At 39.7% G+C, this 17,026-nt stretch carries 22 protein-coding genes; 10 read left to right on the top strand and 12 right to left on the bottom strand.

What is annotated here, in order from left to right:
• Positions 1 to 30: 30 nt before the first annotated feature.
• Genes F896_RS15695 through pilG form a run of 3 tightly spaced genes read right to left on the bottom strand, consistent with a single transcriptional unit; the run spans position 31 to position 1,374 of the window.
• Positions 31 to 567, bottom strand: coding sequence for a chemotaxis protein CheW (locus F896_RS15695; protein ID WP_005206065.1), 537 nt, complete (start codon positions 565 to 567; stop codon positions 31 to 33).
• A 40-nt stretch (positions 568 to 607) separates the two neighbouring features.
• On the bottom strand, positions 608 to 970 hold the full coding sequence (locus F896_RS15700; protein ID WP_004652355.1) for a response regulator: 363 nt from the start codon (positions 968 to 970) through the stop codon (positions 608 to 610).
• 20 nt (positions 971 to 990) lie between these two features.
• Positions 991 to 1,374 (bottom strand): twitching motility response regulator PilG, encoded by a 384-nt coding sequence (gene pilG, locus F896_RS15705; RefSeq protein WP_016162696.1) that lies wholly within the window; start codon positions 1,372 to 1,374, stop codon positions 991 to 993.
• Between the two features lie 279 nt (positions 1,375 to 1,653).
• Between pilG and F896_RS15710 the strand changes: the two genes are divergently transcribed.
• Positions 1,654 to 2,307: a hypothetical protein gene (locus F896_RS15710; RefSeq protein WP_016162695.1), complete on the top strand. Its 654-nt coding sequence runs from the start codon at positions 1,654 to 1,656 to the stop codon at positions 2,305 to 2,307.
• A 197-nt stretch (positions 2,308 to 2,504) separates the two neighbouring features.
• Entirely contained in the window at positions 2,505 to 4,220 is a 1,716-nt protein-coding gene (locus F896_RS15715; RefSeq protein WP_016162694.1) for a proline--tRNA ligase, read from the top strand.
• 54 nt (positions 4,221 to 4,274) lie between these two features.
• Here the strand turns inward: F896_RS15715 and F896_RS15720 are convergent, their stop codons facing one another.
• From F896_RS15720 to F896_RS15740, 5 genes are all read right to left on the bottom strand, one after another.
• Complete coding sequence (locus F896_RS15720; protein WP_016162693.1) at positions 4,275 to 4,610, bottom strand: YegP family protein; 336 nt, start codon at positions 4,608 to 4,610, stop codon at positions 4,275 to 4,277.
• A 147-nt stretch (positions 4,611 to 4,757) separates the two neighbouring features.
• A complete protein-coding gene (locus F896_RS15725; protein WP_016162692.1) occupies positions 4,758 to 5,102 on the bottom strand; it encodes a zinc ribbon domain-containing protein YjdM in 345 nt (114 codons plus the stop codon).
• A 51-nt stretch (positions 5,103 to 5,153) separates the two neighbouring features.
• Entirely contained in the window at positions 5,154 to 5,510 is a 357-nt protein-coding gene (locus F896_RS15730; RefSeq protein WP_016162691.1) for a DUF488 domain-containing protein, read from the bottom strand.
• 24 nt (positions 5,511 to 5,534) lie between these two features.
• Positions 5,535 to 5,897, bottom strand: a complete 363-nt coding sequence (locus F896_RS15735) for a DUF2004 domain-containing protein (RefSeq protein WP_016162690.1) — start codon at positions 5,895 to 5,897, stop codon at positions 5,535 to 5,537.
• A gap of 34 nt (positions 5,898 to 5,931) precedes the next feature.
• A complete protein-coding gene (locus F896_RS15740) occupies positions 5,932 to 6,384 on the bottom strand; it encodes an SRPBCC family protein (RefSeq protein WP_171069647.1) in 453 nt (150 codons plus the stop codon).
• A gap of 182 nt (positions 6,385 to 6,566) precedes the next feature.
• Here F896_RS15740 and F896_RS15745 point away from each other — a divergent pair, with 182 nt between their 5' ends.
• The 5 genes from F896_RS15745 to F896_RS15765 all read left to right on the top strand — a co-directional run bounded on the left by F896_RS15745 (position 6,567) and on the right by F896_RS15765 (position 9,791).
• Positions 6,567 to 7,289, top strand: coding sequence for a CAF17-like 4Fe-4S cluster assembly/insertion protein YgfZ (locus tag F896_RS15745; protein WP_016162688.1), 723 nt, complete (start codon positions 6,567 to 6,569; stop codon positions 7,287 to 7,289).
• Between the two features lie 89 nt (positions 7,290 to 7,378).
• Complete coding sequence (locus tag F896_RS15750; RefSeq protein ID WP_016162687.1) at positions 7,379 to 7,609, top strand: hypothetical protein; 231 nt, start codon at positions 7,379 to 7,381, stop codon at positions 7,607 to 7,609.
• Between the two features lie 4 nt (positions 7,610 to 7,613).
• Positions 7,614 to 7,934: a low molecular weight protein tyrosine phosphatase family protein gene (locus F896_RS15755; RefSeq protein WP_032882063.1), complete on the top strand. Its 321-nt coding sequence runs from the start codon at positions 7,614 to 7,616 to the stop codon at positions 7,932 to 7,934.
• An 83-nt stretch (positions 7,935 to 8,017) separates the two neighbouring features.
• A complete protein-coding gene (locus F896_RS15760) occupies positions 8,018 to 8,740 on the top strand; it encodes a DsbC family protein (protein WP_032882031.1) in 723 nt (240 codons plus the stop codon).
• Between the two features lie 250 nt (positions 8,741 to 8,990).
• Positions 8,991 to 9,791, top strand: coding sequence for a tetratricopeptide repeat protein (locus F896_RS15765; protein ID WP_016162684.1), 801 nt, complete (start codon positions 8,991 to 8,993; stop codon positions 9,789 to 9,791).
• Positions 9,792 to 9,829: 38 nt separating this feature from the next.
• Here F896_RS15765 and F896_RS15770 read toward each other — a convergent pair whose 3' ends face one another.
• The gene (locus F896_RS15770) at positions 9,830 to 11,959 is read right to left on the bottom strand and encodes a TonB-dependent receptor (protein ID WP_016162683.1); all 2,130 of its coding nucleotides are present in this window, start codon (positions 11,957 to 11,959) and stop codon (positions 9,830 to 9,832) included.
• Positions 11,960 to 12,170: 211 nt separating this feature from the next.
• Between F896_RS15770 and mutM the strand changes: the two genes are divergently transcribed.
• Genes mutM through F896_RS15785 form a run of 3 tightly spaced genes read left to right on the top strand, consistent with a single transcriptional unit; the run spans position 12,171 to position 13,824 of the window.
• A complete protein-coding gene (gene mutM / locus F896_RS15775) occupies positions 12,171 to 12,992 on the top strand; it encodes a bifunctional DNA-formamidopyrimidine glycosylase/DNA-(apurinic or apyrimidinic site) lyase (RefSeq protein ID WP_016162682.1) in 822 nt (273 codons plus the stop codon).
• 30 nt (positions 12,993 to 13,022) lie between these two features.
• Positions 13,023 to 13,313, top strand: coding sequence for a peptidylprolyl isomerase (locus tag F896_RS15780; protein WP_004802898.1), 291 nt, complete (start codon positions 13,023 to 13,025; stop codon positions 13,311 to 13,313).
• A 34-nt stretch (positions 13,314 to 13,347) separates the two neighbouring features.
• Complete coding sequence (locus F896_RS15785) at positions 13,348 to 13,824, top strand: hypothetical protein (RefSeq protein WP_016162681.1); 477 nt, start codon at positions 13,348 to 13,350, stop codon at positions 13,822 to 13,824.
• A gap of 30 nt (positions 13,825 to 13,854) precedes the next feature.
• On the opposite strand, the gene F896_RS15790 is transcribed toward F896_RS15785, so the two are convergent.
• From F896_RS15790 to typA, 3 genes are all read right to left on the bottom strand, one after another.
• A complete protein-coding gene (locus F896_RS15790; RefSeq protein WP_016162680.1) occupies positions 13,855 to 14,181 on the bottom strand; it encodes a gamma-glutamylcyclotransferase family protein in 327 nt (108 codons plus the stop codon).
• Between the two features lie 156 nt (positions 14,182 to 14,337).
• Positions 14,338 to 14,769 carry a large conductance mechanosensitive channel protein MscL gene (gene mscL, locus F896_RS15795; RefSeq protein ID WP_016162679.1) on the bottom strand — a complete coding sequence of 144 codons (432 nt, stop codon included), beginning with the start codon at positions 14,767 to 14,769 and terminating at the stop codon, positions 14,338 to 14,340.
• A 245-nt stretch (positions 14,770 to 15,014) separates the two neighbouring features.
• On the bottom strand, positions 15,015 to 16,850 hold the full coding sequence (gene typA / locus F896_RS15800; protein WP_017402215.1) for a translational GTPase TypA: 1,836 nt from the start codon (positions 16,848 to 16,850) through the stop codon (positions 15,015 to 15,017).
• Positions 16,851 to 17,026: the final 176 nt, after the last annotated feature.

The raw sequence follows: 17,026 nt of genomic DNA, 5'->3' as shown, positions 1-17,026 counted from the left end.
AATACGCGTTTATGTTCCGTAGCGTATAAATTAGTTTATAAATTTTATTGATGCATTCATGTATTGTGGATTGCTGAGCAATCGACTCAATAAAAACACGTGCCATTGTTGATTATGTTGATGGAAATGACCTTGGCAATAATCTTTCAATTTATTATCCAGCTCATTATTTTGAGAGAAAAAACTCTTTTTATTAAAGTGTTGAATCCCCAAAACCTGATCGACGACCAACCCCACATAATGGTCTTGATGGCTAATACAAATCACTTTTTGCGTTGGGGAAAACTGACTTCGTTGTCCTGAAATAAAATGTGTTAAATCAGAAACTGAAAGTAGTCGTCCACGAATATTGGCCAAACCACGCACCCACGCCTGAGTATTTGGTACTGGTGTATATTTCGGAGGATAAATTACCTCCGAAATTTCCCCTAAAGGCGCAACAAAATATTGCCCTAACATCTCAAATGCGATACCAGACCAACGGCTGACTTCATTTTGAGTTGAAGTGTATTGTTTATTGCCTCGCTTGGATAAACGAAGCAATTCGATAAATCCATTTGCTGCCATACCCTATCCCGTATTGAGAAGGCTCATCTTGAGCAAAAAATTAACTTAATAATTGTTTAATTACATCAATAAGCTGCTGTTCATCAATCGGCTTAGTCAAATAATCGCAAGCCCCTTGACGTTTACCCCATACACGGTCTGTTGCCTGATCTTTGGTACTCACGATTACAACAGGAATATGCTGTGTGTCTTTGCCCTTACTAATCTGGCGTGTTGCCTGAAAGCCATTCATCCCTGGCATCACGACATCCATCAACACCAAGTCAGGCAATTCTGCTTGAGCCATAGTGACCCCGTCAGCACCATTGGTCGCTTCAATAACGTCATAACCGTGCTTCGTCAAAATTTCTCTAAAGCGAAATGTTTCAGTAGGTGAATCATCTACAATAAGTATACGAGCCATTTTTTCCTCAATCTTAAATTTTATGCGCTAACGTGGTTGCGAATCGCATTTAACAATTCATCTTTACTAAATGGCTTGGTTAAATATTCATCCGACCCCACAACACGCCCTTTCGCTTGATCAAACAAACCGTCTTTGCTTGACAACATAATTACTGGAATATTTTGATACTTTAGAGAGTTTTTGATTAATGCACAGGTTTGATAACCGTCTAAACGAGGCATCATGATGTCTACAAAAACGATATCTGGATTGGCTTCTGCAATTTTTGACAATGCTTCAAAGCCATCAACCGCAGTGATCACTTCACAACCTTCACGTTGTAATAAGGTCTCAGCTGTACGGCGAATCGTTTTTGAATCGTCAATCACCATCACCTTTAAATTTTGAAATTTATCGTCCATTTATTGTCCTGCCCCAATACTCAATACAAACTATGGTTGGTTTAATTTGTTTTATACAGATTAGTTGATATTTTTAACATATCTTTACTTGCATTATCAATGAAGTTTTTTGAACCAACCTATCAGTTTCGCTTAACAATCACAAACAGTTCACACTTTTGATTAAATTCCTATTTTTTTTGCTGAATAACTATTTTTAAATGTCTAAATTAGCACTAATATACAACTGATTATTATTTAAAAATAAGTGATTTAATTAACTTTTTTACGGGGAATGTAATGACTGGTTCGTTAAAGTGCGGTTTCCGCATTCGTCACTTTACAACGATTACTCGTAGTTACATTTGTTGTTTTTTTCTATTGCTCTTTGTCAGCAGTTCCACTTTTGCCGCAACTGAACAGGTTAAACCCGTTTGGTATCGTTATTATGACAAAAACGGCGTAGCTAATGTCAGTACCTCTGTCAGCCCTGAACATATTCGATATGGCTATGAAGCTCTCGACCGCAATATGCAAGTGATTAAACGCAATCGGGCTTATAATGCAGCTGCCGATGTTCAGCAATCTGCTCAACGCGAGTCTCTCGCACGTCGTCGTGAACAGGACTTAAGGCTAAAACGTGCCTATGGTAGTCCGCAAATTGCAGCAGCAAAACGTGATCAAATTTTAGCCAACTTGAAAAAACAGCTAAACTACCAACAAGAGCAATTACAACAATTGCAAAAAGACAAGATTGGTTTTAAGCGTCAAGAAATGGAATATCACCGCAAAGGTGAAATGCTACCAGCACAGCTTAAAAGCAATCTTGAGAACAATGCTCAAAATATTGAAAACGTCAAAAAAACAGTTGAAAGCCTACGCAATGCCTATCACAAGACTGAAGTTGAATATAGCGATATTATCAATCGCTTAAATACACTCGGCTCAACCTAATCTCTAAATCTGCTATAAATCCCTTACCATCTCAATATTAATTTTTAAACAATTTCAATATTTAACCGTATGCCAGTGCTATATACTGCGCGAAATTGACTGTTTCATGTCATAATGCTCATTGCTTAAAACTAAGCGCATTATTTTGCTCATTTTATAGCACCTTTTAAATAACACTTAACTTTAGGACAGTTTCCATGCGCGCAAGCCGCTTTTTATTTGCAACGTTAAGAGAAACCCCAAATGATGCTGAAGTGATTTCACACCAGCTCATGTTACGTGCGGGGATGATTCGTAAATTAGCTTCTGGCTTATACTCTTGGTTGCCCATGGGAACGCGCGTTTTAAAGAAAGTGGATGCCATTGTTCGCGAAGAAATGAACCGTTCTGGCGCATTAGAAGTGTTCATGCCTGTCACGCAACCTGCTGCGCTTTGGGAAGAATCTGGTCGTTTCGAACAATACGGCCCTGAGTTATTACGTTTTAAAGATCGTCATGACAATCCTTTCGTGCTTGGTCCAACTCACGAAGAAGTGATTACCGACTTGGCGCGTAACGAGCTGAAAAGCTATAAGCAACTGCCATTGAATTTTTATCAAATTCAAACCAAATTCCGTGACGAAATTCGCCCACGGTTTGGTGTGATGCGCTCGCGTGAATTCATCATGAAAGATGCTTATTCTTTCCATGCGGATCAAGCATCACTACAAGAAACCTATGATGTCATGTATGACACCTATAGCCGTATCTTTACCCGTCTAGGTTTGGACTTCCGTCCAGTACAAGCAGACACTGGTTCAATTGGTGGTTCAGCATCGCATGAATTCCATGTACTTGCGTCAAGTGGTGAAGATGACATCGCATTCTCGACAGAATCTGACTTTGCCGCGAACGTTGAAATGGCAGAAGCACTTTTAGTGGGTGAGCGTGCTGCAGCAACTCAGACATTAACCTTAGTTGATACACCAAATCAAAAAACCATTGCTGATGTTTGCCAGTACTTAAATACTGATGCAAAACAGTCTGTTAAGGCATTACTAGTACAAGGTCCAACTGACGACAAAGGCAATACCCCAGTTGTTGCGTTGTTCCTCCGTGGCGACCATGAACTCAATGATATTAAAGCTGAAAAGCATCCATTGATTGCAGCACCTTTAGCATTTGCAACTGAAGAACAATTGCAACAACACGGTCTAACAGCTGGTTTCTGTGGTCCACAAGGTCTGCTTGAAAAAGGCTTAACAGTGATTGTGGATCGTGCTGCATCGGTATTGTCTGACTTTGTGGCGGGTGCAAATGAAGTCGATAAGCATGCAACGGGTGTAAACTGGGACCGCGATGCGAAGTTCACAGAAGTGTTTGATCTGCGCAATGTGGTTGAAGGTGACCCTTCTCCAGATGGTAAAGGTACGATCCAAATTAAACGTGGTATTGAAGTTGGTCATATTTTCCAACTCGGTACAAAGTATTCGGAAGCTTTGGGCTGTAAAGTCTTAGGTGAAGATGGCAAGCCATTTACCGTGACCATGGGTTGTTATGGCATCGGCGTCACTCGTGTTGTCGCTGCGGCAATTGAACAAAACTTTGATGATAAAGGTATTATTTGGCCACAAGCCATTGCACCTTTTGAAGTTGCAATTGTGCCAATGAATGCGCATAAATCACCTCGTACACTTGAAGCAGCTGAAGCACTCTATGCTGAATTACAAGCACAAGGCTATGACGTATTACTAGATGATCGCAACGAACGCCCAGGCGTGAAATTCTCTGATCTCGAGTTGATGGGTATTCCACACCGTATCGTGATTGGTGAAAAAGGTTTGGATGCTGGTACTTTCGAGTACAAAGGTCGTCGCGATGCTGAATCAAGTAATCTCAATAAAGAAGAATTATTAGCAAAACTTGTTCGCTAATCTAAATTCTAAACATAAAAAAGCCGTTTCATTGAAACGGCTTTTTTATTGAGTTTAAGCAGTTAAATCTTTAATGGTTTCTGATGGTCCATTCTTTTTCACAGACTCAATGCCTTTATCACGCGATTGCTCACTTGAGTACAACTGGCTGTTACCAATCACCTGATGGTTTGCAGCTTTCAAATTAAAGTATGGTTTATCATTTTTAGACGTTAATCGTTCATAACGACCATCATCAGGACTATTTTTTTGTACTGATGCAATCCCATTCAATGCAGCAGCTTTGGTTTTATATAATTCACTTGTTAAAACAGTCTCACTATTTCCTGCTTTTAATACGAAGCGATATTGCCCATCACTCGCCTGACTGACTTCAAACCATCCTGACATAAAGACCTCTATTTTTGGAGTTACTGTTGTTTGTTATATCATCAATATAGATCAGCAATTGCCGTTTAAGAAGATTAAATTTTGTTCATTTTTGGTAATTTATGTAATTAATAAAAAAGGAGCATTTTCATGCTCCTAAATAAAAATTTAAACTTTTTTCACAAATTCAGATTTTAATTTCATGGCACCTACCCCATCAATTTTACAATCAATGTTATGGCCATCGCTGGCATCAGGCACTAAACGAATACTTTTTACCTTCGTTCCCACTTTAACGACAGATGATGAACCTTTAATTTTTAAATCTTTAACAACCGTAACGCTATCACCATCGGCCAATACATTCCCGTTGGCATCTTTAATAATGTCTTGCAATTCCGAAGCCGATGCTTCCCCTTCCTGCCATTCATGTGAACATTCAGGACAAATCAATAAGTCGCCATCTTGGTAAGTATATTCTGATTGGCATTGTGGACAACGTGGAAAAGACATAAAAGAAACTCAAAACGACTATTATGATGGATAGACGCAGTTTTTCAAAATTTAGGCTTGAATCGCTTTGCCAAGTAAATAATTTTTAAGTACCAAAGCATGATTCAGCTCAGGATCTTTCGCTGCATAAATCAGTGTCAATTGCTGTTGTGCTGCCATTTCTCGGAGTTGGTGCACATACGGATTATCTTTAAGCTCTTGATAATACCCCTCTTGAAAGCTGAGCCAGTGCTCAGCTTTATGACAAAATGCTTGCCGCAATTCTGTAGAAGGTGCAATTTCCTTCAGCCATACATCCAAATGCGCACGCTCTTTAGAGATTCCTCTTGGCCACAAACGATCAACCAGTACACGCTGCCCATCGCTTGACTCTACAGGATCATAAATACGTTTGATCTCGATTTGCACATGACTCTCCAGCACCTTATCCGTTCAACTTTCCATTGATATATCTACGACCTGCCCTTTTGCATCAAAGCTCACACAGATCACATAGTTGGTGATTTCGTCTGGTAAGGTAAAATCCAGCATATCATAACTGTCTAAGTCCCCATCTTCCCACTGATGAGCAAGCACCAAAAACTCTAACACCTGTATAGGTGATGGCGTTGAAGTTGCAAAATGCTTTTTCCAATATGTTGGCTCCACTTCCTCCAGATGGTGTTGAATAAACAACTCCACACTATCTTCGGCTTGTTGATTTTCCAAAGCTTCACGCATAGCAATACGCGCAAGTTGTTCACGGCGTTCAACAATCGCTTGTTCTGACATAGCATCCCCCGATGTAATGATCATCAAAACTCTGTATTTAAGATTTAAGCTGTTTTCCTTATTGATCTGGTATATCTGCTTGCACCAATAAGCCCAATAAATAAAGTGACTCTTGCCAACCCAGATAACAGGCCTCTACAGGAATCACATCAGGGATTCCCTCTTGTGTAATCTGTATTTCTGTACCGACAAGCACTTGCTTCAATTGAATTGTGACTTGAATGTCACCCAGTAAATTCGGATCGTCAAAGCGATCGGTATAACGTAGAAGTTCATTGGGTACCAGCTCAACATAGGTTCCACCAAAAGAATGCGAACTCCCAGTTGAGAAATTGGTAAATGACATTTTATAGGTTCCACCTTGTTGTGGATCTAAATGATGAACTTTCGCGGTAAATCCATGCGGTGGTAGCCATTTAACCAATGCATCAGCATCAAGAAATGCGTTATACACACGTGCAGGTGGCGCATTAAATACGCGATGTAATCGAACTGTACCTGTCATTATTATTCTCCAATATCACTATTATTCTGTTGGATCGATTCATCATAGCGATTTATTGTACAAAAGCTATGCCTTCAATCGCTCATTTGAGCACGAATATCGAGAATCTCAAGCTGCTTTTTTGTGAAAAATGGCGCAAAATAACAATCCATATTTTAGTGTTCAGAACACAGATTTAGGATTGATCTATGAGTCAGCTTGGTTTTACTGCTTTTAGTTTAAATGGTGTCGATGCACAAAAATTTTTACAAGGTCAAGTGACGGTTCATGTAGAACGCTTGCCTGAAAATGAAAGTCGCTATACTGCTATTTGTGATTTAAAAGGACGTATTCATTTTGGTTTATGGATTAAAAGATTAAATCCAGAAAGTTTTGAACTTGTGACTACTCAAGATCAGGCTGAAGAGTTTTCTAAACACATTAAAAAGTTTGGTGCTTTTTCTAAAATGAAGTTAGAAGAAGTTGGAACAGTTTATCCAACTGTTGTCGACACACAAACCGAGTTCTCTGCAACAGCTACAGATATCACGACTTGGCAAATTCAAGCAATCCAGTCTGGACAGGCTTGGATTACCCAAACAACAGAACATTTATTCCAACCTCAAGAATTACGTTTACATCAACGTGACGGTGTGCATTTCGATAAAGGCTGTTACCTTGGTCAGGAAATCGTGGCACGTCTTTGGTTTAAAGCCAAACCAAAACACTGGCTTCATTTAATCCAAGCCAAAGGTGATCTTCCTGCCTCTGCAACTCAACTTAATAAAGATGTTGAGGTGGTGAATAGTATTGGATATGAAGAAGGCTATTTAGCATTGGTCATTGCAAAACCCGCTGCTTTAGAAGAACTCGGCGTAACCGTTTTAGATTTACCAGAAACGCTTAATGGTGATGTAGCAAGACCAAGCTAAATACTTGTAAAAATCAGGCCTTGATTTTATATTAAAAACTCATGTGTTATCGCGGTTGCTGAATCCGATCAACTCATGAGTTTTTTAATATGGATGAAGTACCACAACCACGTAATCGAGCGTGGCGACGTAAACAAAAATTTCTATTTCGTGGTCGAGACTGTAGGCATAGTTCTTTCTGTTGGAAGCCTCCTAAACAATGGAAATATCTGTATACGCGACAAGACAAACTTGCACGTGCCAGACAATTAAGAATTGAATATCCTCGAATTTCCAAAGCAAAATATTTACGTGAAGCTGATTTCAACTATTGGATTTAACATACTGAACACTCTTTTCATTTGTAGCCGCAATCAATGGCGCAGTCCTACAGCCGAACGTATTTTCGCTCAAGGGTACGGTCTAAGTACCCGTTCAGCGGGAACCAGCCGTCACGCCAAACATACCCTCTCGTTAAAAGATATTGCTTGGGCGGAACAAATCTTTGTGATGGAGTCTCGACACAAGCAACAGATCAAAGAACAATATTCCAAACAACTTATGCATAAGAAAGTGTTTGTGCTCGATATTCCAGATGACTATCACTACATGGATGCTGAACTAATCGAATTGCTGCAATTGGCAATGCAGCCTTATTTGAAATAAAGTTTAGCGATCATTCTTGTCGAGAATCAAAATGAAGGTTATTGTTCACCTATTCTCAATACAACCGATTTCTCATGAAAATAATGATCAAAACATGGTTATCTGTACTCAGCCTGAGCCTTCTCTGCGTACAAAGCCTGCATGCCGATAGCAAAACACTGGAACGAAACTTCAAACAGAATTACCCTGAAATTCCAGTCAAATCAGTCAGTCCCTCTCCTTTACCGGGTATTTATGAAGTCTATGCCGCGGGTAAAATTATCTATACCGATGAAACAGCCAAATACCTATTCTTTGGTAACCTCCTCGATGTCAAAAATAAGAAGAATCTAACCGAAGAGCGCTTAGCTGAATTTGGTAAAATTGATGTCAAACAACTGCCACTCGATCAGGCAATTAAATACGTAAAAGGTAATGGGGAACGTATCCTCTATGTCTTTAGCGACCCTGATTGTCCTTATTGCCAAAAGCTCGAGCAACACATGACTTCAGTTGATAATGTCACCGTGTATCTGTTCTTGTTCCCGTTAAAGAGACTACATCCTCAAGCAGAAACGATTGCGAATAAAATTTGGTGTTCGAAAAATCCGTATGAAGCTTGGGAAGATTATATGCTGCACCGTAAGGCACCTAAAAATGCTGCACAATGTGAGACTCCAATACAGAAGAATCTCGCCCTAGGTCAAAAATTACAAATCGATGGAACACCAACTTTATTTTTGCAAAATGGGATGCGACTCTCAGGTAGCCCTCAAAATGCAGAACAGATTGAGCAACTTTTACAAGAAGCCAGCCCCCAAAAATAAAGATTAAATATGAAGGCTTGTTGACTTTTTTGCCACAAAAAACCTCAAGCCTTCTTTCATATTTTTCAACGTAAGACATTAACTTTAAACAACTAAATAAAAATAAAGTTCCAGTTCCGTCTCTTCCATTTGCTAAGATTTATACAAAATCCTTATTTACATTTTTAACCAAACTTTTATGATGGGAACAGCATATTGAGTTCTGCTATGCAAAGGATGAAAGCAGATCAACATGAAAGGAAAAATAAACATGAAAAAATTGCTTATCGCAAGTTTAATGACGATTGCAAGCTACACAACATTTGCAGCTGACCCTAAAACGTCAACGATTAAACCGGATCCTGCATTTACTAAAGCGACTCAACTCTACGATGCAAAGGATTACCCTGCTGCCTTTCAGGAAATGCAACGCTTAGCCACAACGGGTAATCAACAAGCTGTCTATAATCTTGGTTATATGACTCAAATGGGCCAAGGTACTGCAAAAGATGAAAAGAAAGCCATTCAATATTATCAAGATGCATCTAATAAAGGTTATGGACCAGCCAGCTTCAGCCTAGCTCAAGCCTATCACAAAGGTACACTTGGCCTTGCTAAAAATCCGCAAAAATATAAAGAGTATTTAGATAAGGCCTCGACTCAAGGCTCAGATGAAGCAACTGTTGAGTTTGCTGATTTATTATTCAGACAAGGAAAACCTGAATATGACCAAATTGCCATTCAGAGGTTACTCCCTTTACTTCGAAAGGACTATTATCCAGCGAAGAATTTAAAAGCAGTATATGACCTTGGCATTGGCGTAAAGAATAAAAATCCATTCATGCAACAACAAGCTGTTGAGAGCTTAAAAGACCTGTCCAAGAAAGGTTATGCGCCATCTCTGATGATTTTGGGAAACATGCTTGCTAATGGCAATATTATTGATCAAGATTTAGAGCAGGCAAAAAATATTTTTTCTCGTTTAGCTGAAGCAAACTACCCCAATGCGAAAGAATCTTTAGCCAAGGTTGAAGAAGCAATGGCAGCAAAAAAAGCAGCAACTAAAAAGTAGAAAACAAAGAGCAGCATAATAAATGCTGCTCTTTTCACTTAGAATTGTTTGCTGACTTTAATCCCCGCACTCCAGTTCCGCCCATCCGCAGGTTCGAAGAAACGGCTATTGCTATCATTCACAATCACAGAACCCGCATAGTTTTTATCAAACAGGTTATCGACACGTGCAAAGCCATTAATACCCCAATCTACGTATTTCCATGCATATCCCGTGTAGACTGATGCAACGGTATAACTTGGTGCTGCATCACTATTGATGTCATCAACATAGACCTTGTCTAGATACTGAGCATCAATACCTGCATAGAAACCTTGCTCTGGTTTCCACGCCAATCCCACAAAGGCTTGGTTTTTAGCCACACCAGGGATTGCATTGCCCTTTTCAACAGCCTTTACAGCACCGATCGCTGGAATAGCAGCATCAAATTTGGCATCCAAATAACCATAACTGGCATTCATTTCTAAGTCTTTCCAGAGCTTTTTATTCCATGCGAATTCAGCACCTTGACGTGTTGTTTTATCAGCATTTCTAAAAGTTGAACGACCATCAGAAGTACCTGCTGAAACAATATCATCTTTGGTTTTGCTCTGGAAAATAGCCAAAGTAAAATCGCCGAGCTGGTTTTGTGATTTTACGCCGAGTTCATAGTTATCGCTGGTCGATGGTTTTAGATCAAAGTTAAACCCAGACTTTTTAGGATCAGCTTGATAAGCCATTTCTGTGAAAGTCGGTGTTTCAAAGCCTTTGGCATAGCTAGCATAGGCCAATAACTCAGGTGCAATTTGCCAACTTAAAGCAGCTGATGGCAACACCTTGTTATAATCCGTTTTATCACTATCATTACCGTTACTTAAATAGTGATCCTTGGATTTGTAATGTACATTACTATAGCGTACACCCGCATCTAAGCGCCAAGTCGGTAAAAACTGCCAAGAGGCTTGCAAATAGGGATCAACATTCCACAAAGTATTATCTTCATTACGACGCAATGAGCCTTTTACCCCATAAGACGGCGAGCCATTAATAAGATTAAAGTTTTCATAACCTTTACGGTCTTCATCCATGCTATCAACAGCAAGCCCTGCACTAAAAGTGGTATTCGGCAACAGTTCTTTGCCTGTCCAGCGAAAATCAGCACCGTAATAATTACGTTCAAAATCAATCACACCACCTGCATGATTAGGATTTCTTTGCGCGGATTGGGGAATTGATTGATATTGAGTCACCTGACGATTGCCCAAATAAGCCATGGCATACAGCTCATGCTGATCATTAATTGGTTTAGACCAAGTCACACCCGTTTGTGTTTGTTCAATATCTTTACGAACGTTATATACATTATTCGCATCATTCACCTGACGCGGGTTTTGCTGCCATTGAGTTCTATTTAAGCCTTGGGGATCATCGGCATGAATCTTGACATAGTTGGTGATCCAATTAATTTTACTGCCATCATCCAAGTTCCACGTCAGTTTCGCATTATTTAAGACTTTTTCTGCACTGCTATGCTCACGATAGCCATCGGTATCAAAATACGAGGAACTGATGATATAGCTCGGTTCATTTTGATGTTTTGCACCGCCCTGTAGTACCAAACCTGCACGATTCTTGTTATGGCTGCCACCCGCATAACTCATCTCAATCGAATCTTTACCCTGTCCCTCTCTAGTTGTCGCCAAAATTGCTCCACCTGATGAGTTGCCATACAGTGATGAAAATGGACCGGTTAATACTTCAAGATGACTGAGGCTACTTAAATCAATATTTGAGGTTTGGCCCTGCCCATCTGGCATTGTTGCTGGAATACCATCGGTATATAAGCGGATCCCACGCACACCAAAGGTAGAACGCGCACCAAAACCACGCATCGAAAGCTGCAAGTCCTGCGCATAATTCTCGCGATTGCGTAATTGAACACTTGGAATCCCTTTCACCACTTCGGTTAAGTTCACCTGCGCAGATTGATCATTTTGAGGCATATCTACTCTAAAGATCGATGCAGGGGTTTGCATATAAGTGGTATTGGTTCGTGTCGCTTCAACTTTGATCGTTGGAAGCTGCACTGCTTGATCTGCATCTGATTCAACTGCCCAGACAGCACTACTACCCGCCCCCATACACATTGCGACGCAACCGTATAAAAGGTTAATTTTCAGTGAAGGCATGAAGATTCCTTATTTCTCAAAAATTTCGAAAGGATGATTTTTAAAAGTAAGCATCTGATTATTTTATATTTGTCTTACATCATTAACTTTAGCCGAAACCATCAATAATCTGGTTACTGATCGGCATTGGTAAATAAAATTAAATACCGTCATAATTGTAAGTGAAACATTTGCCCTCATTGTATTGTTGTTGAAACAACTTGAGCTTTCTATGCCCGAACTTCCTGAAGTTGAAACCACCAAAACCAGCCTGCTGCCGCTGTTGCAACAACGTGTTCAAGCAGTCAAAGTCTTGAATGCAAGTTTACGTTGGCCGATTCCGAACGATCTCGAAAAACTGGTTGGACAACGTTTAACTCAACTTAAACGTCGCTCTAAATACATTTTAGCTGAATTTGAACAAGACCATATGCTCTGGCATCTGGGCATGTCTGGCAGCTTTCGTTTATGTGAACCCAATGAAGCACTCAGAAAGCATGATCATCTGGTGATTGATTTTGAAGATCTGCAATTACGCTACCACGACCCACGTCGCTTTGGCTGTATTTTGTGGTTAGACCAACAGAATCAAAGCAAACTGATCGACACACTTGGCCCCGAACCATTAAGCGAAGATTTTAATGCAGCTTATCTCTGTGAAAAACTGAGTAAAAAGAATGTCGGCATTAAAATTGCTTTAATGGATAATCATGTGGTGGTTGGTGTCGGCAATATTTATGCGACTGAAAGTTTATTCAACATCGGGGTTCATCCAGCACAACCTGCTTCGACGCTGAGCAAAACACAAGTGGAAAAGTTGGTCATTGAGGTTAAACGCATCTTAAAACAAGCAATTGATTTAGGTGGGTCAACTTTACGAGACTATAGCAATGCCATGGGTGAAAATGGTTATTTTCAGCAAACGCTTTTGGCCTATGGTCGTGCAGGTGAAATGTGTGTGAATTGTGAAACTACATTGGAAAACATGAAATTAGGTCAGCGTGCCAGTGTATTCTGTCCACAATGCCAGCCACTGAAGTTAAAAAAAGCGTAAGCTTATGAGATGTACGAAGGGGAACACATCATGCAAACTGCGATTGTTCGACATATTCTAGTGAAAGACAAAGACTTGGCCGAGCAGCTGAAAAAACGCATTCAGTCGGGTGCGGATTTCAGTAAGGTCGCCAAACAATATTCAACCTGTAATTCAGCAAAACGTGGTGGTGAACTCGGTGAAGTGAAAAAAGGTCAGCTGGTCCCTGTGATCGATAAACTGGTCTTTAGCGCAGCAGAGCGTATTTTACATGGTCCGATTAAAAGTCAGTTTGGCTTCCATCTGGTCGAAGTAAAATTCCGTATGGATGGTTTGAGATAAATTCTTTTCAGTTTTAATCTCATGGAGGAGCTTGATGACATATCATATCAAAATTAAAAGAATTCCCTATGAAGAACCTTATCATTTGGAACTTCATTGGGACATTTCAAACAACATTCAAAGCTTAAAATTCGAGTTATACCATAACTCGAATGATCTTCTTACTATTGCGTCAGGACTAGAAAATTTTCCACGCCATTCCAACGATCTCTTCTTATATGAAATTGGTTCTGAAAAGAAAGAAGATAACTTTGCATACTATTTTCTGTTACGTGCTTTTTTAACAAGCCCTTTTGGCCAATCGGCTATACATATAAAATTTTGTAACAACTTACTTTCACCTCATACATCTAACTCAGAGTTTTACATTCACACTCTACCAAGTGATATCAATCGTTTAGGAAACCTTTTTAGGAAGCTTTCCGAATTAAAGGATAGTTACCTAATATGGAACGATAAAGAAGATTATATTGGTGAAGAATATGAATATAAATGGTATGACATTAAATAACTTATGAATATCCCGATCAAAAACTTAGAGCTATTCTTTCATCACATACGTCCATGCTTGGGTTGTTTCGCCTGAAGACAATTTGACTTCTACAACGGTTCTTTGATATTGCATCCCTTCAAAGTCATCTAACATTTGCCAGTTTTGTTCTAATTTATCTGTACTAAACACATACCCCTCAACTAACGGGTCTTGGTCATTCAAAACAATCGCAGGCAAACCTTGATCTGGCCCCCAATCGAGAATATGAATGCTTCCATGCACCGAAGCCTGCTGCCAACCTCCACCAATTCCCTCTAGGATATGTGCATTTTCTCGATTTGGGCATAAAGTGCCATATACAAATAATCGGTTCATATTGTTGATTCCCTCGCGATATGCAAAGCATCTTAAAATGAAAGCAGCAACTTTTCTATGTAATAACAATTATTTTCACATCATTATTCAGCAATATCCTATTCCACTAGACAATAAAAAACGGCATATAAAATGCCGCTTTTTATTCAAGATAAATTAACCTTGTTTTTTCAACTCATCACGAATTTCACGTAACAATTGAACATCTTCTGGTGTTGCTTCTGGCTCAGGAGCAGCAGCCTCTTGTTTACGAATACGGTTCATGACTTTCACCAACAAGAATACAACCCATGCTAATAATAAGAAGTTAATCAGGATGGTTAAGAAGTTACCATAGGCAAAGATATTAAGTCCCGCATCCTGTGCTGCTTTCAAAGTCGTCACATTGTTCGGATTGTCTCCCAATACAAGGAACCAATTACTATAATCAACATCACCACCCAAGATCCATGAAATCACTGGCATGACGATATCTTTCACTAATGAATCAATGATTTTACCGAAAGCGCCACCAATGATGACACCAATCGCTAAATCCATCATGTTGCCTTTGATGGCAAATTCTTTAAATTCTTTAATAATACTCATCTATAACTCTCCAGAGTTGAACTTGATCGCGGTCTGTTTTTGCATTGTTTATTACACAGCCGCAGTTATTCACATAATGTTGTTAATTTAATATTTTTATCAAAAAAAGAAAGTTATTTCACACTTTAACAACACTTTTTATTTTAATAAAAATATGTGTTTAAGCATGTCCCTCCCCTCTGATTTATGCAATAAAAAACCGCTAAATAAATTTAGCGGTTTTTTCATTTTTCAGTGAAGAAAAATTATTTATCGCGGTTACGCTTACGTTCGTTTTCAGTTAAGTAACGCTTACGAATACGAATCGATTTTGGAGTTACTTCAACTAATTCATCATCTTCAATGAATTCAAGCGCTTGTTCAAGCGTGTATTCCATTGCAGGTGTCAAAGTCAAAGCTTCATCAGTACCTGATGCACGAACGTTAGTTAACTGCTTCGCTTTAGTTGGGTTAACAACCATATCATCAGAACGAGAGTTAATACCGATGATCATACCTTCATATACTTCTAACTGTGGTTTAGCGAATAAACGACCACGGTCTTGAAGTGTGAAGAGTGCATAGCCCAAGCAAGTACCTTGAACCATAGAGATCAATACACCATTTTGACGCTTCGCAACAGTACCTGCTTTTGCTGGACCGTAATGCGAGAAGCTAGAAGTCATGATTCCTGTACCAGAAGTCATGGTCAAGAATTCAGAACGGAAACCAATCAAACCACGTGAAGGTACAGTTGCTTCAATACGGATACGGCCTTTACCGTCAACTTCCATATTGGTCATTTCGCCTTTACGGAAGCCCATTTGTTCCATTACAGAACCTTGGTGTTGTTCTTCAACGTCAAAAGTTACATTTTCAAATGGCTCTTGTTTTTCGCCATCGATTTCTTTCATGATTACTTGTGGACGTGATACGCCCATTTCAAAGCCTTCACGACGCATGTTTTCAATTAATACTGAAAGGTGAAGTTCACCACGACCAGAAACCTTGAAACGGTCTGGGCTGTCAGTATCTTCAACACGTAATGCCACGTTGTGAATCAATTCGCGATCAAGACGTTCACGGATGTTACGTGAAGTAACAAATTTACCTTCTTTACCAGCGAACGGTGAGTTATTCACTTGGAATGTCATCGAAACTGTAGGTTCATCTACAGACAATGGCGGTAAAGCTTCTACATTTTTCGGATCACAAATCGTGTCAGAAATGTTTAATGCATCAATACCTGTAATACAGATAATGTCACCTGCTGATGCAGATTCTACATCAACACGCTCTAAACCGTGGTAACCCATGATTTTTAAGATACGACCGTTACGAGTCTTACCTTCTTTATCAATTACAGTCACTTGAGTGTTCAATTTTACTGAACCGCGTTGGATACGACCAACACCGATTACACCTACGAAACTGTTATAGTCAAGTGATGAAATCTGCATTTGGAATGGACCATCAACATCAACTGCTGGTGGTTCAACGATATCTACGATGGTTTGGAACAACGGCGTCATGTCTTCCGCTAATTCTTCTGGTGAAGGACCAGCAACACCACGTAAGCCTGAAGCATAAACGATTGGGAAGTCTAACTGTTCGTCAGTACCACCAAGGTTATCAAACAAATCAAATACTTGATCGATTACCCAGTCTGGACGCGCGCTTGGCTTGTCGACTTTGTTGATAATCACGATTGGCTTCAAACCACGCGCGAACGCTTTTTGCGTTACGAAACGAGTTTGCGGCATTGGACCTTCTTGAGAGTCTACAAGAAGCAATACGCAGTCAACCATCGACATTACACGTTCCACTTCACCACCGAAGTCGGCGTGTCCCGGGGTGTCCACAATGTTAATGCGGTATTCGGTGTTTGTACGTGCGTCTAACCATTTGATTGCAGTGTTTTTTGCAAGAATGGTAATACCACGTTCAGACTCAAGCGCGTTAGAATCCATAACACGTTCAATCTCGCCTGCGCGATCACCAAGAGCACCTGATTGTTGTAAAAGTTTGTCGACTAGAGTCGTCTTACCATGATCGACGTGCGCAATAATGGCAATGTTACGGAGAGTTTTAATATCTGACATGTAAAATTCGATACGCTTTAAATTTGAGGGCAAATTATACAGAAAAATACTAAACTTTAGTAGTGACAGTTTATTGACAGTGCACTTTTTTTCTGACGAAGTGTCATAGAATCGTTGGTAAAGCGAGCTAACTCTATTAGAATATTCCACTAATGCCTCTCGCTTTTTATACTCCC

It is taken from the genome of Acinetobacter genomosp. 15BJ (assembly GCF_000400715.1).
GTDB lineage: Bacteria > Pseudomonadota > Gammaproteobacteria > Pseudomonadales > Moraxellaceae > Acinetobacter.
The sequence above is the reverse complement of the archived record's forward strand: the minus strand, read 5'-3'. Positions and strand labels throughout refer to the sequence as shown.